The following is a 20189-nucleotide window of genomic DNA, read 5'->3' on the forward strand; positions in this document are numbered from 1 at the left end:
CGTCAACCTCTTTCTCAATTTCTTCTTGAATACGGAGGAGTCTAAGGTGAAAAAAGCATTAAAAATTGCAGGAATCATCGCCGCTGTGGCTGTAGCGCTTCTTCTAGTGCTGATCGTCGCAGTCAAGATCGTCGTTACGCCGGAACGTGTGAAGCGGACGGTGCTCCCGCTGGTGGAGAAAAAACTTCATCGGAAGGTCCTCCTGCAGGAGGTTGATGTGAGCATCTTTTCCGGAATCGTTCTCAAAGGGCTTACAGTCAAGGAGCGTGAGGAGGAAGAAGTTTTCGTGAAGGCGGATCGGGTAAAGCTCCGCTACCAGTTCTGGCCTCTCCTGCGAAAACGTGTGGTGATAGATGAAGTTATGCTTGATGCACCTCAAATTCGGGTCGTGCGCCTTTCGGACGGCACGTTCAACTACTCCGATATAATGAAAAAAGAACCGAAAGCAGAGCCAAAGCCTGAAGAAAAAGAGCCGGTCGATCTGCTTGTCTCCAGCATTTCACTGACCGGAGGAGAGGTGCGATTCGAGGACAGGGCCGTAAAGTCAGGTTCTGCAGCGATCTACAACATCAGCGGCATCAAATTCTCCTCACGAAATATAGCCCTGGACTCCTCCTTCCCTTTTACTGCAGAAGCCACAATTTTCGGTGCCACCATCGAGGTAGAGGGAAAGGCAGCAAATCTGGGAGCAAAGCCCTCTATCGATGCAACAATCAATGTAAAGAATGCGGATCTTGCGAAAATCGCTGCTTCGCTGCCTCCAAACTACGCCGCAAAAGCGAAACCTTTTGCGCCCTCCGGGAAAATTACTGCACGACTTCACCTTGCAGGAATATTGGCTACTCCGAAGCAGCTTCTGAAGGAAGGAAGCGTAAAACTGGAACAGGTACAGGTGAATGCCTCAGGACAGCGTCCCTCACTCTCCGGTGAAATAGCGTTACAAGGCGACAATCTCTCCTCAAAAGATCTGACCCTTACCTCGGGAAAGAATTCCCTTCTCATTCAAATGGCTGCTTCCGGCCTGTTGGGCAAGCAACTTTCGATCAAAAGCACTGTCACCTCGGAGAACTTCGATCTCGACCCCTTTCTGGCAAAGGGGGAGAAAACGTCTGGCGGAGTCCGCACAGCGGCTGCCAAACCTGAGCCGGGACCGCTCAAGCTACCGGTTAATGCTGCAGGGACATTCCAGATAGGACGCACCAAATACAAGGGTTTGCCGCTGACGCGGCTCCTCCTCAAGTATCGCCTTTCGGACAACATTCTCACAATCGAGCAGCTAAGCGGTAACGTTGCCGATGGCTCCTTTGCAGGCTCGGCAAGAGTAGATTTATCTCAAAAAGGGTTCGCCTACTCGAGCAGCCTGAAACTGCAGGAAATACAGGCCAACCCACTTGTATCCGCATTCGCACCCAAGGCTGCAGGAACAGTCTACGGCGCCCTCTCCCTCAACGCAGCACTGGGCGGAAAAGGCACACAGCCGAACAGTCTGAAGAAGAACCTCTCCGGGAATGGTGATTTCACAATCTCGAACGGAAAACTGACTGGAGCAGGACTTGTTCAGGCCCTGGCAACCTTTATAAACGTTGAGCAGTTGCGCGTCTTGCAATTCACTAAATTCGCGGGTACGTACAGGATAGCAAACGAAAAGGTTTTCCTCGACAGCGGTATAAGCGGCAGAGACGCCCAAATTACTCCAAAGGGGAGCGCCGGCTTCGATAAGAGCCTCGACATGTCGCTCATGACACGGCTGTCTCCCGAATTGACAGGAAGAATAGCGAAGGGGGGAGTGACTCGATTTATTACGGACGACAAAGGGTGGGGAACGCTTCCGTTGAAGGTGACCGGAACATTTTCATCACCGAACTTCAGGCTGGATTCCGCCGCTGTCCGTGAACAGTTCAAGTTAAAGACAAGGGAAACATTGCAGAAAACAATCGAGGAGAGATTGAAGCGGAAGGAAGGCGAACCGCAGCGCCCTGAGCGGGAGCTGCTGGAAAAGGGACTGCGAGGGATATTAGGTAACTAAATCTGCCTACTGCTCCTTACGCCAGCGGGTAACCAGGCGCGTAAGCTCAGCGCCGTCGCTCACCCGGACAAGCTGGTGAAGAAATGTAGCTCCGGTATCGTCAGACAATCTGCTGGTGCGGGCACAAACCGAATCGCCGTAAAATACCTCTGCGCGATATGCGATCTCTATATCTGTCGCTAGATATTCTTCAACAACCTCCTGGGGTACCGTTTCCAGTGCCCATCCGACGTACGCCACGTTATTTGCGTGGCGATTCACGTCAAGGTCTCCCCTGCTCACTCGAAATACAAGTTCGGTATCCGCATCGGAAAGCCGGGGAAGGGATGGAAAATCATCGACAATGGCACGGCGAGGATTGAGAGGATATTCCGGGAGATGATCGGAAATAGTGACGGGTTTTCGTGTAGCTAGATCGAGCGCTGCAAAAGAACATGTGGCAACGGCGATGAGACGACCACCGGCAGTGCTGATCTCGAATTCGCGACACGAGAAACGCCCTTCCCTGGAGGAGGGCCATGTGCGGACAGTGAGCTCGTCACGGGAATGGGCTGTACCGAAGCAGGAAACATGCGTGCGGGAGAGGACCCATGTGAGGCCGCGATGCATCAGATCTCGCACCGATACGCCAAGGAGTCGCGCATGATCGCCGGCTGCCTCCTGGAGGTAATTAAGAATCGCAGTAGGTCGTAGCCTACCCGTCAGGTCTACCTCGTAAGAACGGACGGAGTATGTTTTTTCAAAAGTATGTTCCATCTTCCTGAAACCTCTTGCTGTGCCTGCAGAAACAAAAACATTGTAAGGAACTCAATGAAGAGGGTCAGGTCTTTACGGTCCCCATTCACCAGCCTCCCATCGCTCCAGAGCCACACTTGCCCTGAATCCGAGGAGATCATGCTTCTCGGACAACCGGCGCAATATCGCCACCGAGTTTTCGGTATGGGAACGGATGAAGCAGACCGCCGCCATGCCGGCGACTGCGTCCTCGTCGCACGCCAAGAGCGCCATTACAGCTCCATGACCAGCATCTCCCAACTGGCGCAAGGAACAGGCCAGACCCTCAATAAGCCTGGCATGCGAAACCGCACGCACCTCATCCATTGACTCAATCGCATCATGATGAGCTTTCGCTGCGGCAGTGAAACGGATTTGAAGGCGACTGACTTTTTCATCGCTCATGGTCGGCTCTCCATACTTCCAGGATCGTCTCATCCCTCAGTTCCATTTTCCGCTTTTCCGGCCAGAGATTCCAGGTACTTCTTTGCCCGCGATGAACCTTGCTTAGCCGCCTTTCCAAGCCATTTCATTGCTTCGTAGCGGTCCTTCGAAACACCGTCGCCTTTTGCATACATGACTCCAAGGTATACTTGAGCCTCTACGACACCCTGCTCCGCAGCCATCCTGAACCAGCGTGCAGCTTCCCGACGGTCCTTCTCGACCCCTTCTCCTTTTGCATACATCCCGCCCAGATATATCTGGGCCTTTGCGTAACCATTATCGGCAGCCATTCGGAACCAGCGTGCAGCCTCCCTTCGGTCATTCGGCACACCGTCACCACGGGCAGCCATTAGTCCCATGTTCATCTGAGCGCGGATGTCTCCTTGTTCGGCAGCTTTTCGAAACCAACGGGACGCCTCCCGGGAATCCTTAGCAACACCCTCCCCTTTAAGGAAAAGCAGTCCCAGGTTGTACTGCGCACCAGAATGTCCTTTTTCTGCAGCCATGTGGAACCAGTGCGATGCTTCCGTTGCGTCAGCCAAAACTCCTTCTCCCTTGTAGTGCATCACTCCCAGGGCAAACTCGGCTTCAGGCCCTTTACTTGCCTCAAACGCGCGGAGAGCCATGCTGTAGTCCCCCCTCTTATAGGCGGAGAGGCCGGGGTCACGGACACAGCCCGCAAAAAGGAGAACACCTATTCCAGCAAGTGGGACAAGGCGGCGTATCCTCGTGGATTTTTCGCGCATACTTACTCCTGTTTCGACTCAGCTCATGGAAACGTGGCACACGAAAAGTATAGGCTGAAAGGGGGAAAGATCCTGCATGCTGGAAGCCTGAAATAAAAAAAGGTGCCGAGTTCCGGCACCTTTCTCAATAGTGGTTGCAATGGCAACTAGAACTTGCCGCGGATCAGCTCTGCTGTAATCACGACCGGATTCTTACCACGAACGCTGTCATCGGGAAAGTCCGGCATTATGGTCGGCAGTGCAAACTTCACTTTTCCATCTTCTACTTCTGCAAGAGCCCGTGTAGATTTCACCACACCGTAGGCCACTCCACCGATGGCCCCCACAGCTCCGCCCACAGCAATGTAATCCAGATGTTTTCCCGGTTTATGTGTAAAGGCCAGGGCAGCGGCACCGAGGAGGGCACCGGTCAACGCACCATATATACCATCCTCGAACATCTCCTTGAGAGCACTATCGGCCGCCCGGCAAGGGGTTATCGTAACAGAAATGAGCGCTACTGCTATAAAAAGAGTGGTTATGCTTTTAAACAACTTCATGAAGGAGCTCCTTTGCCGAAGTGGATGTTTCACGTACACTAGCAAAAAGCAAACCACAGGAGTACATAAATATACTTGTTTAAAAAAAGGTGGTTAAAACAAGAAGTTAGGAGTCAATGTAAATGAGAAAGGGCTCACTTGCCCCCGATGCAGGTCAGGCTGGTGACAGTTTTTGTTATTTCGCTGTTACTTCTGTTGCAATTTCACCACACCAGGGTACGCCCGTACGAGCCGAATTTCATCCTCCCGAGTCGACGCCTCCCCGTTAAGCCGCGCGGCCAGCAGCATATCGAGCAGCTCACGATAAAGCGGCCCCTCCGGCACTCCCAGCTTCTTGAGGTCATCACCGGTCGTGAGACAACTGATGTTTTTCAGCTGCGTCATATAGAGGGAAAGATACTTCTTTACCTGATCGCTCGAACTCTTCGCCATCATATACAGCAGAATTTCGGGTGCAAGCTCCCGCAGCGAAAAATAGAGTTCACTGCGTCGCACCATGCGTTGCCGTGCAGCCGCTTTCTGAAGCATATCCAGAACCTGCACGCCTCGCTTCCGCATCTCGAAAAGTCTCACCTTGTAACGCTCATTCACCGATAGTCGCGTACACGTTCCCCAGAACTGATCATGGTTAAGCTGGTCCGTGAGAACCAGCAGAAAGAGCGTCCACTGTTCTGATTTCTCATCAAGATATAGGAGGTCGAACCAATCCATGGTCTTTCGCGCCTCTTCGAAAAGATGACGTATCGTCATGTTGTAACGCAGATCGGGATGTATGAAACGCAACAGCCCCAGCCCTGCCATGCGCTCTACACCACGCAGCGGCTCTTTTTCCCGCAATATTAGGATAAGCTCGTTCAACAGCCTCTTCCCTCCGAGCCTGTCCAAAAAATTCATCTTCACGGCATTCTTGATCAGATTCTCCGTGTGCTTCGCTATGTGGAACTCCAGGCGCTGCTCGAATCGTATCGCACGGAACACGCGCGTCGGGTCCTCAACGAAGGAAAGGTTGTGCAGAACACGTATCACCCGCTCCTGAAGATCCCGCTGTGCGCCGAAGTAGTCGATGAGCGTCCCGAAACTGTCTGTATTGAGGCATATGGCGAGGGTATTTATTGTGAAGTCGCGGCGGTAAAGATCCATCTTCAGTGAAGACCGCTCCACCGTAGGCAGCGCCCCCGGTGATGCATAATACTCGAGCCTGGTGCTTGCCACATCGAGTTTGAAACCGTCGGGGAAAATGAGGACCGCGGTGCCGAACTTCTGATGGCTTTTGCACCGGCAACCGAACTGGCGGGCGAAGTTTTCGGCGAAAAGTATTCCATCCCCTTCCACGGTGACGTCGATGTCGTAGTTGCCTATGTCGAGCAGCAGATCCCGAACAAATCCACCCACGGCATAAACAGAAAGATTGAGTTCATCCCCCGCTTTTCCGAGGTCGCGGAGAATGCTTACAACTCTTTCCGACAGGTGCTTGTGCATCTTCCGTTCAAGTGATTTGCTGCTGAGAGGCTCGACGTGCCTCGCAAGGTCATACAGCTCTTCTTTCTCGTGCATCGTCCGCATGATATCGGTGCGGGTGACCGCCCCAACCAATTTCCCCTTGTCGAAGATAGGAACGAAACGGCGGTTGCGTCCCACGAAATAGTCCCTTATATGGGAAACGGGGGTTTCTGGAGTGGCGCGCATGAACTCGGTATGCATATATTCACTCACCGGAAGATCACCGAGATCGTGATACAGCGCCTTTTCCACTATCCTCCGAGAGATGATACCAGCCATCTCTCCTCGGTCCATTACCGCCAGAGCGTTCACATTGTAACGGGTAAGAAGACGCCGCGCCTTTGCTATGGAGGTGGACGCCGCTATCGTCTTAACGGGCGAAGACATGATTGTAGCGGCAGTGCGCCGAGGATTGACCCGCAGACGAAGGATTTCTTCCAGCCTGGCCAGCACCTGTATCGCCGTCAGCTCCTTAATGGTAGCCGATGCTGCGGTGGCATGTCCTCCGCCACCCATTTCCCGAAGGATCTCTCCTACATCGACTTCCGCCACTCGGCTTCGCGCAACTATATAGACACGATTGGCCATCGCCACGACCATGAACAGTGCCTCAAGGTTTTCCATGTCCATAAGCATGTGAGCAAGTGCAGCCACGTCGCCGACGTAGTAATCCACGAAGGCATGGGTAATGGACACATCAACACCATTGAGGACCGTAGTCTTAAGTGATTTGATCAGATCGTTGAGGAGCGATACCTGCTCCGCTGTGAGCTCCCGCGTCATCAGGTCGGCAACCGTGTTGAGGCTGGCACCCTGCTGCAGAAGCCATGCGGCAGCATGGAAGTCGTCAGGTGTGGTGGAAGGAAACATGAGGCTCCCGGTATCTTCGTAAATACCGAGCATCATGAGGGTGGCTTCGGTGGGATCAACCGTAATGCCCTTTTCGCGAAGGATCTGAGCAAGAATCGCGGTCGATGAACCACAATCCCTGATAAGACCATCGGTTTTAGCGATGTCTCCCGAGGCCTCGGGATGATGGTCGTATATATGCACCTCCACTCCCGGCTTGCCCACAAGATCGGCGAAACGGCCGATCCTAGACGAATGCTGGCAATCCACAAGAATAAGCCGCGTAACCTTTGTCAAATCCACATCTTTAAGTCGTGTAAAATTCAGGACATAGATCGTGGATTTGAGAAAGAAGTCCCGCATGCTTTTTTCCTGGGAGCCGGGAAAAACCATGAGCGCGTCGGAGTACAGTTTTTTCGCTGCGACCATGGCACCGAGGCAGTCGAAATCCGCATTGAGATGTGTTGTTATTACGTCCATGGGTTATGTGATCCGAGGGGTGGATTGGGATGATAATATGACCGCAGGTTATAGACGAGGACGCAAGTGGATCAGCCTCTGTCGTGCCAGGATGTATCAATTGACCGTAAGTGCAGCATATGCCACGACCTGCTTCTTATCGCCTGTCACGTCGCCGCTCGTGGCGTAGCGCTCCAGGGAGGCTCCGACAGCCCCAAGTTCAAGAGCCGCCACCAGCATGACAGTAGCGGGAATGACGCCGCACATGGTGACACCTCTCGTGCGGCAAACATTCAACAGTCCCTCAGGATTAAGGGCAAGCACCTCGTTCAGTGCCAGTTCGTCCTTGGCCCGTGCAATGTCCGCTGATTCGTAGTGGGTCATATCAGAGCTGGCGACGATAAGCACCTCCTCGCGGTACTCCTCGATCGCCCTGGCAAGGCCGGTGCCAAGCTGACGGCAACTGGCGTAGTCGGAAAATCCGAGACAAAGGGGAAGAATGGAAACATCGGGCCGCACGTACTGAAGGAATGGCACCTGAACCTCCAGCGAGTGCTCGTAATGATGGGCTGCCGGATCTTCCTCGACGAGGGGGGCGTGACGCTTCAGTATCTGACTAAGGCGTTCGGCTATCGGTACGTTCCCCAAAGGAGTCGCCCATTCACCTTCAGGAAATGATGCAGCGCGAGCCCCGACACCGTGGTGATTCGGCCCGAGGATTACCACCGTCCGCGGCACCTCGATCAACCCGTACAGGGATCCTGCGACGGCACCAGAGTACATGTACCCGGCGTGCGGGGAGATGATTCCTATTGCTCTTTTGAGCAGGTCCGCGGTGACAATCAGACGGGAGAGATCCTCCCGCAGCACGTTTCCGTTCCTTGGATAGAATTGCCCTGCAACAGCAGGCTGGCGGATCATGGCACTCCTCCCCCGATATACTTTCGCACCGAGTGCTAATGGTGGAGAAAAAGCAGTCCGATGTAGATAGTTACAAGTATAGCAGGCATATGCGCAGCGTCCGGGGAGCGAGGTGAATCAAGCTTCGTCAAGAGGCAGGGGGCACTGAAGATCATCTTCCCCCGTCAGCTCCTGTATCTCCTTGAGGGTAGGCAAGCTCGCCAGATCCTTCAAATTGAAGACTTCGAGAAAATCCCTCGTCGTGCCGTATATCAGAGGCTTCCCAGGTATATCCTTCTTGCCGAGAATCCGAATGAGCTTCTTGTCGAGGAGATTCTTGACGACCCCTCCGGAATCGACCCCCCTTAGGTACTCGATCTCGGCTCGGGTAATCGGCTGCCGATATGCGATGATGGCAAGGGTTTCAAGTGAAGACTGGCTGAATTTTGCGATTTTCCCGCGAGTGAGGCGCCGCAGGTAGTCGGCATTTTCCGGTCGGGTCCGGAACTGGTACCCTCCTGCCACCTCCGCAAGGAAAACACCCCGCCCCGCCCCGTTGTATTCATCCTGAAGGTCTTCGACCGCCTTCCGGATATCACTCCGTTCGTGCTCTTCAAGAATAGCGGAAAGACGATCGATGGTGAGCGGCGCTTCAGAAACGAAAAGAAGGCTCTCCACGACTGACTTGAGAGAAGCGGCAGTCATTGCTCGATCTCCTGCGGATCAAGGACGGCCCGCAGTATCCATATAGTGCCGAAACTGGTGGCCTGGACTACCTTGATCATCCGCAGTTTGCAGAGCTCCAGAATGGCAAGGAATGTAGCTATAAAAAACTCGCGGCTCAAAGGAGCAGCAAAGAGTTCCTCGAACATGAGAGACTCCCGGTCCTGCAGCCTGTCAAGGATATCAGTTATACGGTCTGCAATGCTGATGTTCTCCGCTCCCACCTCATGGAAGGTCTCGACAGGTACCTTGGCCAGAACCCGCTGGAAAGCCTCGATCAGCTCGAACAGCTCAACCTCGACCGGTTCCTCTTCAGGGCGCAGTTCCTCGAGCTCCGGAGCCTGGACGCTGCGGGCGAACACTTCCCGGCCCAACAGCTCCCGTGCCCCGAGAACAAGACCTGCCTCCTTATATTTCTGATACTCAAGGAGCCTGCGAACCAGTTCGGCACGAGGATCCTGTTCCTCTTCTTCTCCGCTGTCGGGGTCCTCCGCCGGAGGTAGAAGCATCTTCGATTTTATCTGTACGAGAGTGGACGCCATTACGAGGAACTCACCCGCCACATCCAGGTTGAGCTCCTTCATCAGGTCCACATAATCCAGGTATTGGCGGGTGATATTGGCGATGGGGATATTGTAGATATCGACTTCGTTCTTCTTGATGAGGTGGAGCAGCAGGTCGAGGGGCCCTTCGAACGCCTCGATGCTTACCCGGTAGCCATCGTGGTCCGCATCCCCGAAAAGGCTCTCGGTAGTACCGGAAATCATGGTCGTCTCCTGCTTCGATCGGTGTCCCGTCCAAAAGGGTCAACTGCAACGCCGGAATGTATGTGCGGGTCTACATCTTGATTGCGCGTCTGACTTCCTCCATCGTCGCCGCAGCGCTCTCGGTAGCTCTTCGGCTCCCCTCCAGAAGCACATCATCCACAAGCCCTTCCTGAGCAGCAAGTTCGGCACGCTTGGCGCGCAACGGGGCGAGGAAAGAGACGAGGGCTTCCGCCTGTTTACGTTTGCACTCCACGCACCCGATCTGAGCGTTGCGGCATGACTCCTCGATCTCGGCGCGATCTTCAGCGCCGAGGTACATGCGGTTGAGGGAATAGGCGACACAACGGTCGGGTTCGCCCGGGTCCGAGCGACGAGGCCGCTGTACGTCGGTCACCATGGACATCACCTTCTTGCGCGTCTCCTCTTCACCTTCGGAGAGGAAAATGGCATTGCCATATGACTTGCTCATCTTGCGTCCATCGAGACCGAGGACCTTCGGGGTCTCGGTGAGAAGCGCCTCCGGCTCCGGGAAGACGTTCCCATAAAGGTAGTTGAACCGCCGGGCAATCTCCCGGGTTATCTCAAGATGCGGAAGCTGGTCGTGCCCGACCGGAACCCGTGCCGCCTTGTAAACTATTATGTCCGCAGCCATGAGAACGGGATAGCCAAGGAACCCGAAGGTAGAGAGATCCTTCGTCGTCAGGTTTTCCTGCATCTCCTTGTATGTAGGATTTCGCTCAAGCCACGACACCGGGGTTATCATCGACAGAATCAGGTTGAGTTCTGCATGCTGCGGTACCTTGCTCTGACAGAAGATGACGCTCTTGCGGTGGTCGATACCGAAGGCGAGCCAGTCCAGAACCATCTCTCTGATACTGTCGCCTATCCCCGATGTGTCGGCGTATTCAGTGGTGAGGGAGTGCCAGTCGGCAGCGAAGAAGAAGCATTCATAGGCTTTCTGCAGTTCAAGCCAGTTCGAAAGAACCCCATGAAAATGACCGAGGTGAAGCTTTCCAGTAGGCCTCATGCCGCTGACGATTCGATTGTTCATGTCGTACCAGTCCTTTTGCTGAAGTGGAGAAACTTTATATCTACCCTACCTCATTAGGAAGCGTGTCACGGTGTAGACGAGATTGCTCTGGGGGCCTGCCAGCAGGTGGATCCCCACCTCCAGGATAGGAGAAATGACTTTCCCGAAAATATTTGTGAAAAAAACCAGAAGAATTATGATGATCATTCCGAAGGGTTCGATCCGGGAGTAGGCTTCCGCCTGACGGTACGGGAGAAGCCCTGTCATGACACGCCCCCCGTCGAGAGGAGGGACAGGGATCAGGTTGAAAATAGCAAGCAGCAGATTTATGTATACTGAAAAGGCCAGCATCAGAAGGATCGGCTCCAGCAATGCATTGGCGCCTCCCCCCGCAAGTCCGCTGCCAATGCTGTATACTCCCCGCATCGCTATGGCCGAGATAGCCGCGAGACTGAAATTGGTCACCGGCCCCGCCGCAGCGACCCACATCATGTCCCGCTTCGGGTGGCGCAGATTGTTGTAATTCACAGGAACCGGCTTGGCCCACCCGATACCTACAATGAAGATCATCAACGTACCGAAAATGTCCAGGTGCTTGAGAGGGTTGAGAGTAAGCCGCCCCAGGGAGCGTGCGGTACTGTCACCCAGCCTGTTGGCTACGTAACCGTGGCTTACCTCATGGCAGGTGATGGCCATAAGTGCAGGCACCAGCATGACTGAAAGCTTCAGAAAAAAATTTTCCATGGGGATCTCTTGGTAGCGGTGCTCGCAGATGTTGTCAGCAACCTGTCGGGCTTTGGAATCCGGTACCTTTAACAGATACCGGTTCGAAAGTCAACGGAAGGGGGGGCGGGAAAGGAGCCGGCAGGGGTACCTAACGGAATGGAATTCGCCGCTACCATGTCAGTGGGGGAACTTTTCCGCGAGGACACGGTCGACCGCAGTGTAGGGATCAGTGCGGCGTTCTGCGAGATCATCCATGATTCGGCGAAAGGTACCGTCTATATGGAGATGGCCGTACACCTCGGTGAATAACCGCTCTTTAAGCATTTCGATAAACATCCGCGAATACTTCTCCTCAAGCAGGTGCTTCATGCTTCCCGAACCGAAGAGATGAGCACGATGACTCTCCATCTCCTCCACCAGTTCGTGAATACCGACATTGCGAGCAGCTTCGGTTTTGAGAACTTTGGGACGCCAATCCCCCTGTCTCGCCTGGTTCATCTCCAGCATCACAGCAAGCTCGCGTACCGTGCGGTCAGTGTCGGGCCGGTCTGCCTTGTTTACGACAAAGACATCACCGATCTCGAGAATTCCCGCCTTAATGGCCTGTATGTCATCCCCAAGCCCTGGGACCATGACGACCACGGTAGTGTGAGCCATCCTCACGATATCAATTTCGTCCTGCCCCACTCCCACCGTTTCGATGATGACGACGTCCATCCCCATTGCGTCCATGACATTTACCACATCCCCGGTAGAGCGGGATATTCCTCCCAAATGCCCTCGGGTAGCAAGACTTCGGATGAAAACTCCGTCATCGTCGGCGTGGCGGTTCATTCTGATCCTGTCGCCGAGAATGGCTCCGCCGGTGAAGGGGCTCGTGGGATCCACAGCTACGATGCCGATCCTCTTCCCCCTTCTCCGGTACTCTGCAGTGATCTGGTCGACCAGGGTAGATTTACCGGCACCGGGAGGCCCGGTGATGCCGATTACGAAGGCGTTGCCGGTCCGCGGAAAGAGGACCTTAAGCTCTTCCATCGCGCTTTTTGCTCCATCGTCGATATCACGCATTAGACGGGCGGCAGCACGAATATTTCCCTGCAAAATCTGTTCGGCTAGAGACATCTCAGATACCCTTCTACAAACTGCTCGACGGCATGCAGGCCCGCACTAAGCCCGCGGTATGACATTCTCTTTAACCCAGGCTACGATTGCCTCGGTGGATGTCCCAGGGGTGAATATTTCTTTTATGCCGGCTGCCTTTAGCCCGGGAATGTCGTCATCCGGGATCACACCGCCGCCGAACACCACGATATCCTCCGCTTGCTTCTCCCGCAGTACTTCGCAAACACGCGGAAGGAGGGTATTATGCGCGCCGGAGAGGATGGAAAGGCCGACGCAGTCCACATCTTCCTGAATGGCCGCACTAACTATCTGCTCTGGAGTCTGGTGTAGACCCGTGTAAATAACCTCGAACCCGGCGTCGCGGAACGCCCTCGCTATTATCTTCGCACCACGGTCGTGGCCATCCAGACCTGGTTTTCCAACGAGTACGCGCATTCTTCTTTCAGTCATCTTTTCTCCCTTCCTCACGTTTAATAAACAAAAAATCGTTATTTTTCTATCCCGATCCTTGCAGGCATTCCGGCTTTGTAGTAATGCTTGACCTCCCGCATCTCGGTAACCAGGTCGGCCGCGGAGACGATACGTTCGTCAGCGTTGCGGCCCGTCAGTACGAGTTCTACTCCAGGAAGCTTCGCAGCGATGACTCCGAGCACTTCGTCAACATCGAGCAGCCCGAAGGAGATAGCTCCGTTGACCTCATCGAGTATCACCAGGTCGTAAAGCCCCGACGTCACGGCGTCCCGTGCCGTCTGAAGCGCCTCCCTGGCAAGCCGTTTATCTTCAGGATCGGGATTGTGCCTGTCGACCCACCCTTCCCTGCCGGTTTGAACGATGGTGAGGAACGGAGCGAGCTTCTGAGCGGCGAAGTGCTCCCCGTATGGTCCGCCCCCCTTGATGAATTGGACCATACAGACCATCATCTCCCGCCCGACCGCGCGTAGAGCCAGCCCCAAAGCCGCAGTAGTTTTTCCTTTGCCGTTCCCGGTGTAGACCTGTATCTGCCCTTTATTGAGCTTCATCCTGACCGTTGTTCCTTCTAGGGCTACCGCCCCTGAAATCTGGGGGCCCGTTTTTCAAGGAAGGCACCCATTCCTTCATCCTGATCATTGGTGGAAAAGCAGAGCGCAAATGCATCCAGCTCCATCCGACAAGCGTTGTTAAGGTCGACGTCGAAGCCGGCGTCGATGATGCTTTTCACTAGACGGACCGAAAAGGGGCCGTTTCGGCATATCTCCTTGAGGATAATCATTGCGCCATCCAGCAGATCTGCATCAGGCATAACACTATTAACAAGTCCAATAGCAAGGGCTTCGGACGCCCGTACCCTGTTGCCTCTGAATATCATCTCCTTGGCCCTGGATTTCCCCACAAGCCGTGGCAGACGCTGAGTTCCTCCGAAACCGGGAATGATCCCAAGCCGGACCCGGAGCGGCGAACTGAGCCGATTCGGCTGCCACAATGAAATCACAGGCAAGTGCTAATTCAAGCCCCCCGCCCAGTGCATACCCATTAACGGCGGCAATGACAGGTTTTCCCACGTTTTCAATAGCGGACATGACCCTCTGCCCCAGATCGGCAAAGGCAGCCGCATCCTTAGTCGTCATCGGCTGCATCGCCGAGATGTCGGCCCCTGCACAAAAACTCTTCCCTTCGCCAGTGAGAAGAATGCCTAACACTGTTTCATCCTCACTAAACCGAGCGAAGATCCCCAGCAATTCCCGGAGCACCTCCACCGACAGGGAATTGTGCGCCTCAGGTCGGTTCAGAGTTACCGTCGCGAGACCCGCATCGACATGAACCTTCAAGAATGTATTCGACACGCTTATCTCCGAGTTTTAGCCGCACTAAAGCCAGGCGAGGGAGGAACTATATCAAGCGCCCCGTTTAAGTGTCAAGGTGAATTAGGGAAGGATATATAACTGCTTTTTATATGGTAGAAGAACGCCGTGAGAGGGCTTCCCGCTGGGCAGATTGCCAGAAACTTGCTTGACATGCCACAGAGCATCTGATATTTCAGTTTTCACACTCAGGGCGATTAACTCAGCGGGAGAGTGCTACCTTCACACGGTAGAAGCCACTGGTTCGATCCCAGTATCGCCCACCACTTTCACTTGAAAGACGCTCTAACTGTTCTTGGTTAGGGCGTTTTCTTTTATACCGCCCCACTCTCAAGCTTCTGCCTTTCTGGGTGTCCCTTGATGTTGCCACAAGGGAAAACTCCATGCCCCAGAATACCCCGTCATGTTCACTTGCCCACCTACGAAGAAACAGCCTAACAACAGAAGCTAGTAATAGCTGCCTAAACCACAACCCGCGGGCATCCGCAACCGTTTCAGGACGTTTACTCCGCCACCTAAGAGAAAACGACCCACCGCGCCGATTGTCTACCACACACCTCTATGAGTTCCGAGGGGTCTACTACTGGCGGACAAGAATCCCAAGAGACCTAATGTCCTACTTCGGGGGAAAGGAGGATTTTAAGCGGTCACTACACACGAAGAACCTGAAGCAAGCTAAGAGGCTCCTGAGGATATGGAGCGGGAGAACTGAGGAGGTGTTTACCACAATAAGGAGCGGCGTATTGACCCAAGATCAGATGTTTCAGCTTGCACAGTCGTACATGCACGACACCTTGAGGGACGCTGAAGAGAACAGAGCAAACGGAATAGGCATACCCCAAGGGCCGGGGGAACTGAGGTATCGCCTGAAGGAGAATGAAGAGGCAAGAGGGATGCTTCAGACTGCCCTCACATATAACCATATCGGCATAGTTGCTGCCGAGGTGGCGGCGTATCTCTCAGAACGACACGGAATACAGGCAGACACCGAGTCACCCGAGTTCCGGCAGCTGACAAGGGAAATACTGAAGACCAAGATTGATGTGCTTCAGATAGAGGGTGAGCGGATGCAGGGCAACTATAGGCACCATCAGGTCTTACCACTCGAATCCCCTCATGTCCGTGGTTCTCAAGCATTCCCCCCGGCAGTCCCTCCCCGGCGTGTTCTCCCCCTATCCAAGGTCGTGGATGAGTATATCAAGGTTGAGTACACCAGAACAGGTAAGGCCTCAAACCACAGCGTGAGGGAATACGAATACCATTGCCGTTTATTTCAGGAAGGGTTGAACAACAAGGACATTCAGGACGTTACAAGAGAAAACATAAGGGAATACCTTGAGCTTCTGAAGAAATACCCCTCGAATGCCCGAAAGCTGAAACCTTACCGGGACAAAACAGTTGCCGAGATAGCAGCAATGAACGTTCCCGCCGAGCACAGAATGAGCGATACGACCATAGATAAATACTTGGCAAGGGTTCATGCGCTTCTCAAGTGGGCAACCAACGAGGGGTATATTGAGAAGAACCCAGGGGCGGGAATCCAACACGTGAAGAAGAAACAAACGGCTTGTAAACAGGAGCATTACCTACCTTTCGACAGAGAAGACATAAACGGGATGGTGCAGGGTCTTCTGGCGGTCGCAGAGAAGGGGGAGCTTGAGGGGAAACCTGAGCGGCTATGGCTTCCTTTGATTGGCCTCTTCACAGGTGCTAGGGCAAATGAGCTTGCACAACTCCACATTGAGGACGTTCAACAGGATCAGAAAAGCGGGGTGTGGTTCTTCAAGATCGAGTCGGATGAAGAGAAGTCTAAGAGGGTGAAGAACGCTTCTTCAAACCGGGAGGTTCCTATCCACCCCACTCTGCTTGAACTTGGCTTCCTTGAGTATTACCAGAAGGTCAAGAAAAGTGGTGCTCCGCGTCTGTGGATGAACCTCACGCACACCAACAAAGGATATTACCGGAACTTCTCAAACTGGTTCCTGAAGTCACCCCTAGGGGATGGCTTCAAGAATCTGTACATGACCACGCACAGAAAGAAGGTCTTTCACTCTTTCCGGGGTACCCTCATCAATGAGCTGAAACACAGACTTGTCCCGGAATCGGTAATACAAGACATCGTAGGTCATACCCACAAGACTGTTACCTTTGATACCTACGCCCTTCCTCACCGCTTGGAAACCATGCTTGGGGCAATGCTGAAGATTGATTATGGCGTTGACCTCAATGCGCTCAAAGCCCTTACCCGTCCCGAGTGAAAAAATACAGATGATCAGAAAGGAGGACCGTCAACCACAAAGCCGGACATGGTTAACGAAAAAAAGGACCGATAGCATTACGCTACCGGCCCTAGTGTTGGACTGCTGTATATTGATCAGGAGTAACTGAGGAGATAGGCCCCCCTCTGTTCTAGTCCCTGGAATTGATCAGAAGTAAGGGGGATACTTTAGTGCAACCTAAAGGAGCACTTTAGGTACCACCTCAGGTAATACCTTAGGTATTATACCTTAGGTATGTCTCTTGAGCTATTTATACCTTGGCCCTCTTGCTCTCTTCTCAAGTGGGCGTGTATTCGCACAATTTCTACCTATTCCCGAATAATCCTCAATACCTAACCCCATTTTAAAAGCTGAAATAAGCAGCCTACCGTATCAACAGCAATTCCGACATATGACACCCGGTGAAGAGCAACAAGAGAAACCACGTTCAGCAACGTAGGAGGACTATGGAGACGTTTTCTTGCTTCCCCCCTACCCTTCCTATTCCCTTAGGTCTTAAACACTGCCGAACACGCTTTAAATGAAACAACACAAGGAGAACACCACATGTACAAAGAGCTTGTAACCATGATCCGCGAAGAGTTCATTGACAAAGCCCTCCAAGAGAAGACCAATTGGGGCAGAGTCCAGTTAACAGAGGCTTTCGATAAGGCCGTACAGATCGCTCAGGCCCGCTTGCTTGATTCCGTCCCGTGCCTCAACAGGAGCGGCAGGTAATGCCCGAGTTCGGAAAAGCACAGCCGTCCACCCGTAAGCAGGTTGACGCCCGTGATACCTTCAGTTGGACTACTCCTAATTTAAAAATTACCGCAAGGCCAACTGATCCTTACGAGAAGCAAGGCGGTGGACCTGACCCCTCAGTAACCTCTTTCGTAGAGACCCTGAAGAACATTGAGGGTATCACGAACGGATTCATCTCAATCCAGAAGGCCTACAAGGAAGAGAACGCTCAGAAGGGTAAGGCTGATGCCGTTCAGGGTAAACCCTACGAGGAACCTGAAGGCTTCCTCAACACAGGGTACGGCTACAGGGAGGCCTACGAGGTCACCCAAGGTGAAGCCAAAGGCCTTGAGTTCAGGAAGGAGTACCTCACCAAGCTGAAGGAGAACAACTACTTTCAGAATGACCCTGAGCCGCAGAAGGCACACGACAAGTTCTTCCAAGAGCTTTACGGTCATCATTTCTCTTCAGTAGGAACCAATAGCACCATCATGTTTGGTGCCTCAGAGCAACTGAAGCAGGCACAGGTGGAAGGCTCCATTGAGTTCCAGAAGGCTTCCTATGATACTGCCAAGACCTCATTCACCAACTCGATAAGCCAGATGCAGCAGGACCACCTGTTCACCTATGCCAGGGGCGCAAGGACCGAAGAGGACATCGCCAACCTGAGACGCCTGATGAACGATGATTGGGCCTTGAAGGTCAAGCCTACCAACTTCGTGACTCGTGACGAATATTCCAGGATGGTGGTAGCCAACATCGGAGCGGTGGCAGTGAAGATCGCTCAAGACCCCAACAAGACATCCTCAGAGGCACTCTCGGAAGCACATAGACTCCTTTCGCTGTACGACTCTCCCGACCCCGACACCAAGCAGAGTTGGAGTACGATGGTGGACGCTGAGGGGAAACTGAAGTTCAGGGGTGACATTGAGCACATTGAGAAGAGAATAACTGACATTCAGCACGAGAGAGAAAAGCTAGACCATGAGTGGCTGAAGAAGAAGCAGGACGCAGAGGAGAAAGACCTTTTTATCAACACGGTCCTGAATCCGCAGACGCCCTACACGGAGAAGTTGGCAGCTATCAAGGGGGCAAAGTTCCTCTCAGGTAACCAAGTTGAAGACCTTGTGGCGAAGGCATACACCTACCACCACGAGGAACGGAATATCATTGAGGACTACCCGGCAATAACAGACCTTAGGGAGCGTATCGAGATGGCTTCAAGCGTCCCGCAGCTTCAACGCCTCAGGTCATCCGTAAGTAAGTCCTATGGTTTCCAACTCAATGCTGCCACTGCTAAGGAGCTGTTCACGCGGATTACCTCCAGGATTGACGGTATTGAATCAGACCTCAGGGCGAACCGTTCCATAAATCTGCAAGAGCGTCAATTTTGGTGGGAGCGTGTAAAGGGTGTTGTGGGGGAGAAGACTTTGATTGACATGGACAACGTGAACGGCCCGCTACGCGTCAATGAATACGGCAAGCTATTCTTCAACAGATTAGGAACCGGCGAAGCGCCCCATAAGGTAGCTGAAGACCTACTCAAGCACTATAAGGAAAGCATAAATACTGATGCCGCTCAGGTCTTTGGCCCCTCTAAGTACACCTCAGCTGAAGCGATATTGAGAGACGCCGAAAGCGGAAAGATACAATGGGACGTAGCAAACCAAGAACTCGAACGATTTATAGCCACGCAGAAGAGGAAGAAACAATGACAGAACCGCAGAAAGGCGTATCCCGGAATAAAGGGACCACCTACCACGTCAACCTTGACAGGCACTCCCTGAGATCACTGAAGGGATGCCACGAGATTAACAACGCACACGGAAACGACCACAGCCACAGCGTGATAATCAGGCGCGCCCTCAGGGTCTATTATGCACGTCTCAAGAAGCTGAAGAAGCAGCCCTCCCGGTATGAAGATGAGGCGTTGCACCTTGATCGAGCTGCAAAGGGAGTCGTTTAGATGGTAGGCGGCAAGACTGTTCCCGCCTCTGCTGAAGAATTGGCAAAGAGGCAGCTTGAAAGAAAGATCAGAGAAGTTCAGAAGGGCGGACACTTCAAGGGCAAAAAGGAGCTGCTGAAATTCCTGCACGGGGAACAGCTCTCACCACGGCAGAGCATCGCTGCACACTGCTATGAGTGCATGGGGTACTATGCTGATGGGAAGGACGCCTTTCCAGATAGAAAGCTAGATTGCCGCTCAACACTCTGCCCCTCTTACCCCTACAACCCTTACCGCGAGGGCGGGAGTCAGAAAAGACGGAGCCTTTCACCGGAAACCCGTCAGAAGCTTTCGGAACGCATGAAGCAGATGAGGACTACAAGAAGCTCCTGAGCTACTTTCAAGGGGTATTCTCTGGTCTTTACGGGTTGCCCCATGCTATCCCCTTACCCGACCATGTGCAGCCGGTTGTAGACCATTGAAACGCAGTAGACACCGCCATGCCCACAAGAACAGAGAAGGTTCTCCCCTAAGGATCACGGGAAGCCTTCTCTGTTTTTTTCAAATCCCATTGAGGTTGATCAATCTCCGCTTAAGATCGGCCTTGACCGCTGTAGCCTCTCCCCCTGTCCATGCTGTACTTGAAGCGAGGAACATGACAACACCTTCAACCCGCGTCTGTTGGTCTGTGTCCTTCATAAGCTGAAGCGCCCCAAGCGCCCCCCTTAGCTCCGGGGCGTATTGTCTGGAAATGTAGGAGGCCAACTCAGGAACGGGCATCACTGATATATCCTTTCCCATT

Annotated in this window: 20 protein-coding genes, 1 tRNA gene and 1 pseudogene; 7 read left to right on the forward strand and 15 right to left on the reverse strand. The window is 53.3% G+C overall.

Annotated elements, in window-relative coordinates; genetic code table 11:
- Positions 1-46 precede the first annotated feature (46 nt).
- On the forward strand, positions 47-2026 hold the full coding sequence (locus CFB04_RS05360) for an AsmA family protein (RefSeq protein WP_172825439.1): 1980 nt from the start codon (positions 47-49) through the stop codon (positions 2024-2026).
- Between the two features lie 6 nt (positions 2027-2032).
- On the opposite strand, the gene CFB04_RS05365 is transcribed toward CFB04_RS05360, so the two are convergent.
- From CFB04_RS05365 to CFB04_RS05430, 14 genes and pseudogenes are all read right to left on the reverse strand, one after another.
- Entirely contained in the window at positions 2033-2782 is a 750-nt protein-coding gene (locus tag CFB04_RS05365) for an acyl-[acyl-carrier-protein] thioesterase (RefSeq protein WP_088534312.1), read from the reverse strand.
- A 72-nt stretch (positions 2783-2854) separates the two neighbouring features.
- Positions 2855-3238, reverse strand: coding sequence for a hypothetical protein (locus tag CFB04_RS05370; protein ID WP_231934382.1), 384 nt, complete (start codon positions 3236-3238; stop codon positions 2855-2857).
- A complete protein-coding gene (locus CFB04_RS05375; protein WP_088534314.1) occupies positions 3235-3990 on the reverse strand; it encodes a tetratricopeptide repeat protein in 756 nt (251 codons plus the stop codon). Before CFB04_RS05375 ends, CFB04_RS05370 begins: the two co-directional genes overlap by 4 nt.
- Positions 3991-4136: 146 nt before the next feature.
- Positions 4137-4529 (reverse strand): hypothetical protein, encoded by a 393-nt coding sequence (locus tag CFB04_RS05380; protein WP_088534315.1) that lies wholly within the window; start codon positions 4527-4529, stop codon positions 4137-4139.
- A gap of 186 nt (positions 4530-4715) precedes the next feature.
- A complete protein-coding gene (locus CFB04_RS05385; RefSeq protein ID WP_088534316.1) occupies positions 4716-7358 on the reverse strand; it encodes an A-adding tRNA nucleotidyltransferase in 2643 nt (880 codons plus the stop codon).
- Between the two features lie 96 nt (positions 7359-7454).
- Entirely contained in the window at positions 7455-8258 is an 804-nt protein-coding gene (gene amrB, locus CFB04_RS05390) for an AmmeMemoRadiSam system protein B (protein WP_088534317.1), read from the reverse strand.
- Between the two features lie 117 nt (positions 8259-8375).
- Positions 8376-8942 carry an SMC-Scp complex subunit ScpB gene (gene scpB / locus CFB04_RS05395; RefSeq protein WP_088534318.1) on the reverse strand — a complete coding sequence of 189 codons (567 nt, stop codon included), beginning with the start codon at positions 8940-8942 and terminating at the stop codon, positions 8376-8378.
- On the reverse strand, positions 8939-9727 hold the full coding sequence (locus CFB04_RS05400) for a ScpA family protein (protein WP_088534319.1): 789 nt from the start codon (positions 9725-9727) through the stop codon (positions 8939-8941). Before CFB04_RS05400 ends, scpB begins: the two co-directional genes overlap by 4 nt.
- A gap of 70 nt (positions 9728-9797) precedes the next feature.
- A complete protein-coding gene (gene trpS / locus CFB04_RS05405; protein WP_088534320.1) occupies positions 9798-10778 on the reverse strand; it encodes a tryptophan--tRNA ligase in 981 nt (326 codons plus the stop codon).
- Between the two features lie 45 nt (positions 10779-10823).
- Positions 10824-11501: a site-2 protease family protein gene (locus tag CFB04_RS05410; protein WP_088534321.1), complete on the reverse strand. Its 678-nt coding sequence runs from the start codon at positions 11499-11501 to the stop codon at positions 10824-10826.
- Positions 11502-11660: 159 nt separating this feature from the next.
- A complete protein-coding gene (gene meaB / locus CFB04_RS05415) occupies positions 11661-12605 on the reverse strand; it encodes a methylmalonyl Co-A mutase-associated GTPase MeaB (protein ID WP_088534322.1) in 945 nt (314 codons plus the stop codon).
- 45 nt (positions 12606-12650) lie between these two features.
- Complete coding sequence (locus CFB04_RS05420; protein ID WP_088534323.1) at positions 12651-13055, reverse strand: cobalamin B12-binding domain-containing protein; 405 nt, start codon at positions 13053-13055, stop codon at positions 12651-12653.
- A 38-nt stretch (positions 13056-13093) separates the two neighbouring features.
- Positions 13094-13663 (reverse strand): cob(I)yrinic acid a,c-diamide adenosyltransferase, encoded by a 570-nt coding sequence (gene cobO / locus CFB04_RS05425; protein ID WP_255396967.1) that lies wholly within the window; start codon positions 13661-13663, stop codon positions 13094-13096.
- Positions 13648-14425, reverse strand: a pseudogene (locus CFB04_RS05430) (enoyl-CoA hydratase/isomerase family protein). The gene cobO and the pseudogene CFB04_RS05430 overlap by 16 nt, the downstream one beginning before the upstream one ends.
- Before the next feature lie 209 nt (positions 14426-14634).
- On the opposite strand from CFB04_RS05430, the gene CFB04_RS05435 reads away from it, so the two are divergent.
- The 6 genes from CFB04_RS05435 (at position 14635) to CFB04_RS05455 (ending at position 19780) form a co-directional block, all read left to right on the forward strand.
- Positions 14635-14709 (forward strand) — tRNA-Val (locus tag CFB04_RS05435).
- 117 nt (positions 14710-14826) lie between these two features.
- The gene (locus CFB04_RS05440) at positions 14827-16701 is read left to right on the forward strand and encodes a DUF6538 domain-containing protein (RefSeq protein ID WP_088534325.1); all 1875 of its coding nucleotides are present in this window, start codon (positions 14827-14829) and stop codon (positions 16699-16701) included.
- A gap of 567 nt (positions 16702-17268) precedes the next feature.
- Positions 17269-17439, forward strand: coding sequence for a hypothetical protein (locus CFB04_RS17825; RefSeq protein WP_157698725.1), 171 nt, complete (start codon positions 17269-17271; stop codon positions 17437-17439).
- On the forward strand, positions 17439-19157 hold the full coding sequence (locus CFB04_RS05445; protein ID WP_088534326.1) for a hypothetical protein: 1719 nt from the start codon (positions 17439-17441) through the stop codon (positions 19155-19157). The genes CFB04_RS17825 and CFB04_RS05445 overlap by 1 nt, the downstream gene beginning before the upstream one ends.
- Positions 19154-19408, forward strand: coding sequence for a hypothetical protein (locus CFB04_RS05450; protein ID WP_088534327.1), 255 nt, complete (start codon positions 19154-19156; stop codon positions 19406-19408). The genes CFB04_RS05445 and CFB04_RS05450 overlap by 4 nt, the downstream gene beginning before the upstream one ends.
- Complete coding sequence (locus tag CFB04_RS05455; protein ID WP_088534328.1) at positions 19409-19780, forward strand: hypothetical protein; 372 nt, start codon at positions 19409-19411, stop codon at positions 19778-19780.
- A gap of 168 nt (positions 19781-19948) precedes the next feature.
- Here the strand turns inward: CFB04_RS05455 and CFB04_RS05460 are convergent, their stop codons facing one another.
- The gene (locus CFB04_RS05460; protein ID WP_088534329.1) at positions 19949-20188 is read right to left on the reverse strand and encodes a hypothetical protein; all 240 of its coding nucleotides are present in this window, start codon (positions 20186-20188) and stop codon (positions 19949-19951) included.
- Position 20189: the final 1 nt, after the last annotated feature.

It is taken from the genome of Geobacter sp. DSM 9736 (genome assembly GCF_900187405.1).
Lineage (GTDB): Bacteria > Desulfobacterota > Desulfuromonadia > Geobacterales > Geobacteraceae > DSM-9736.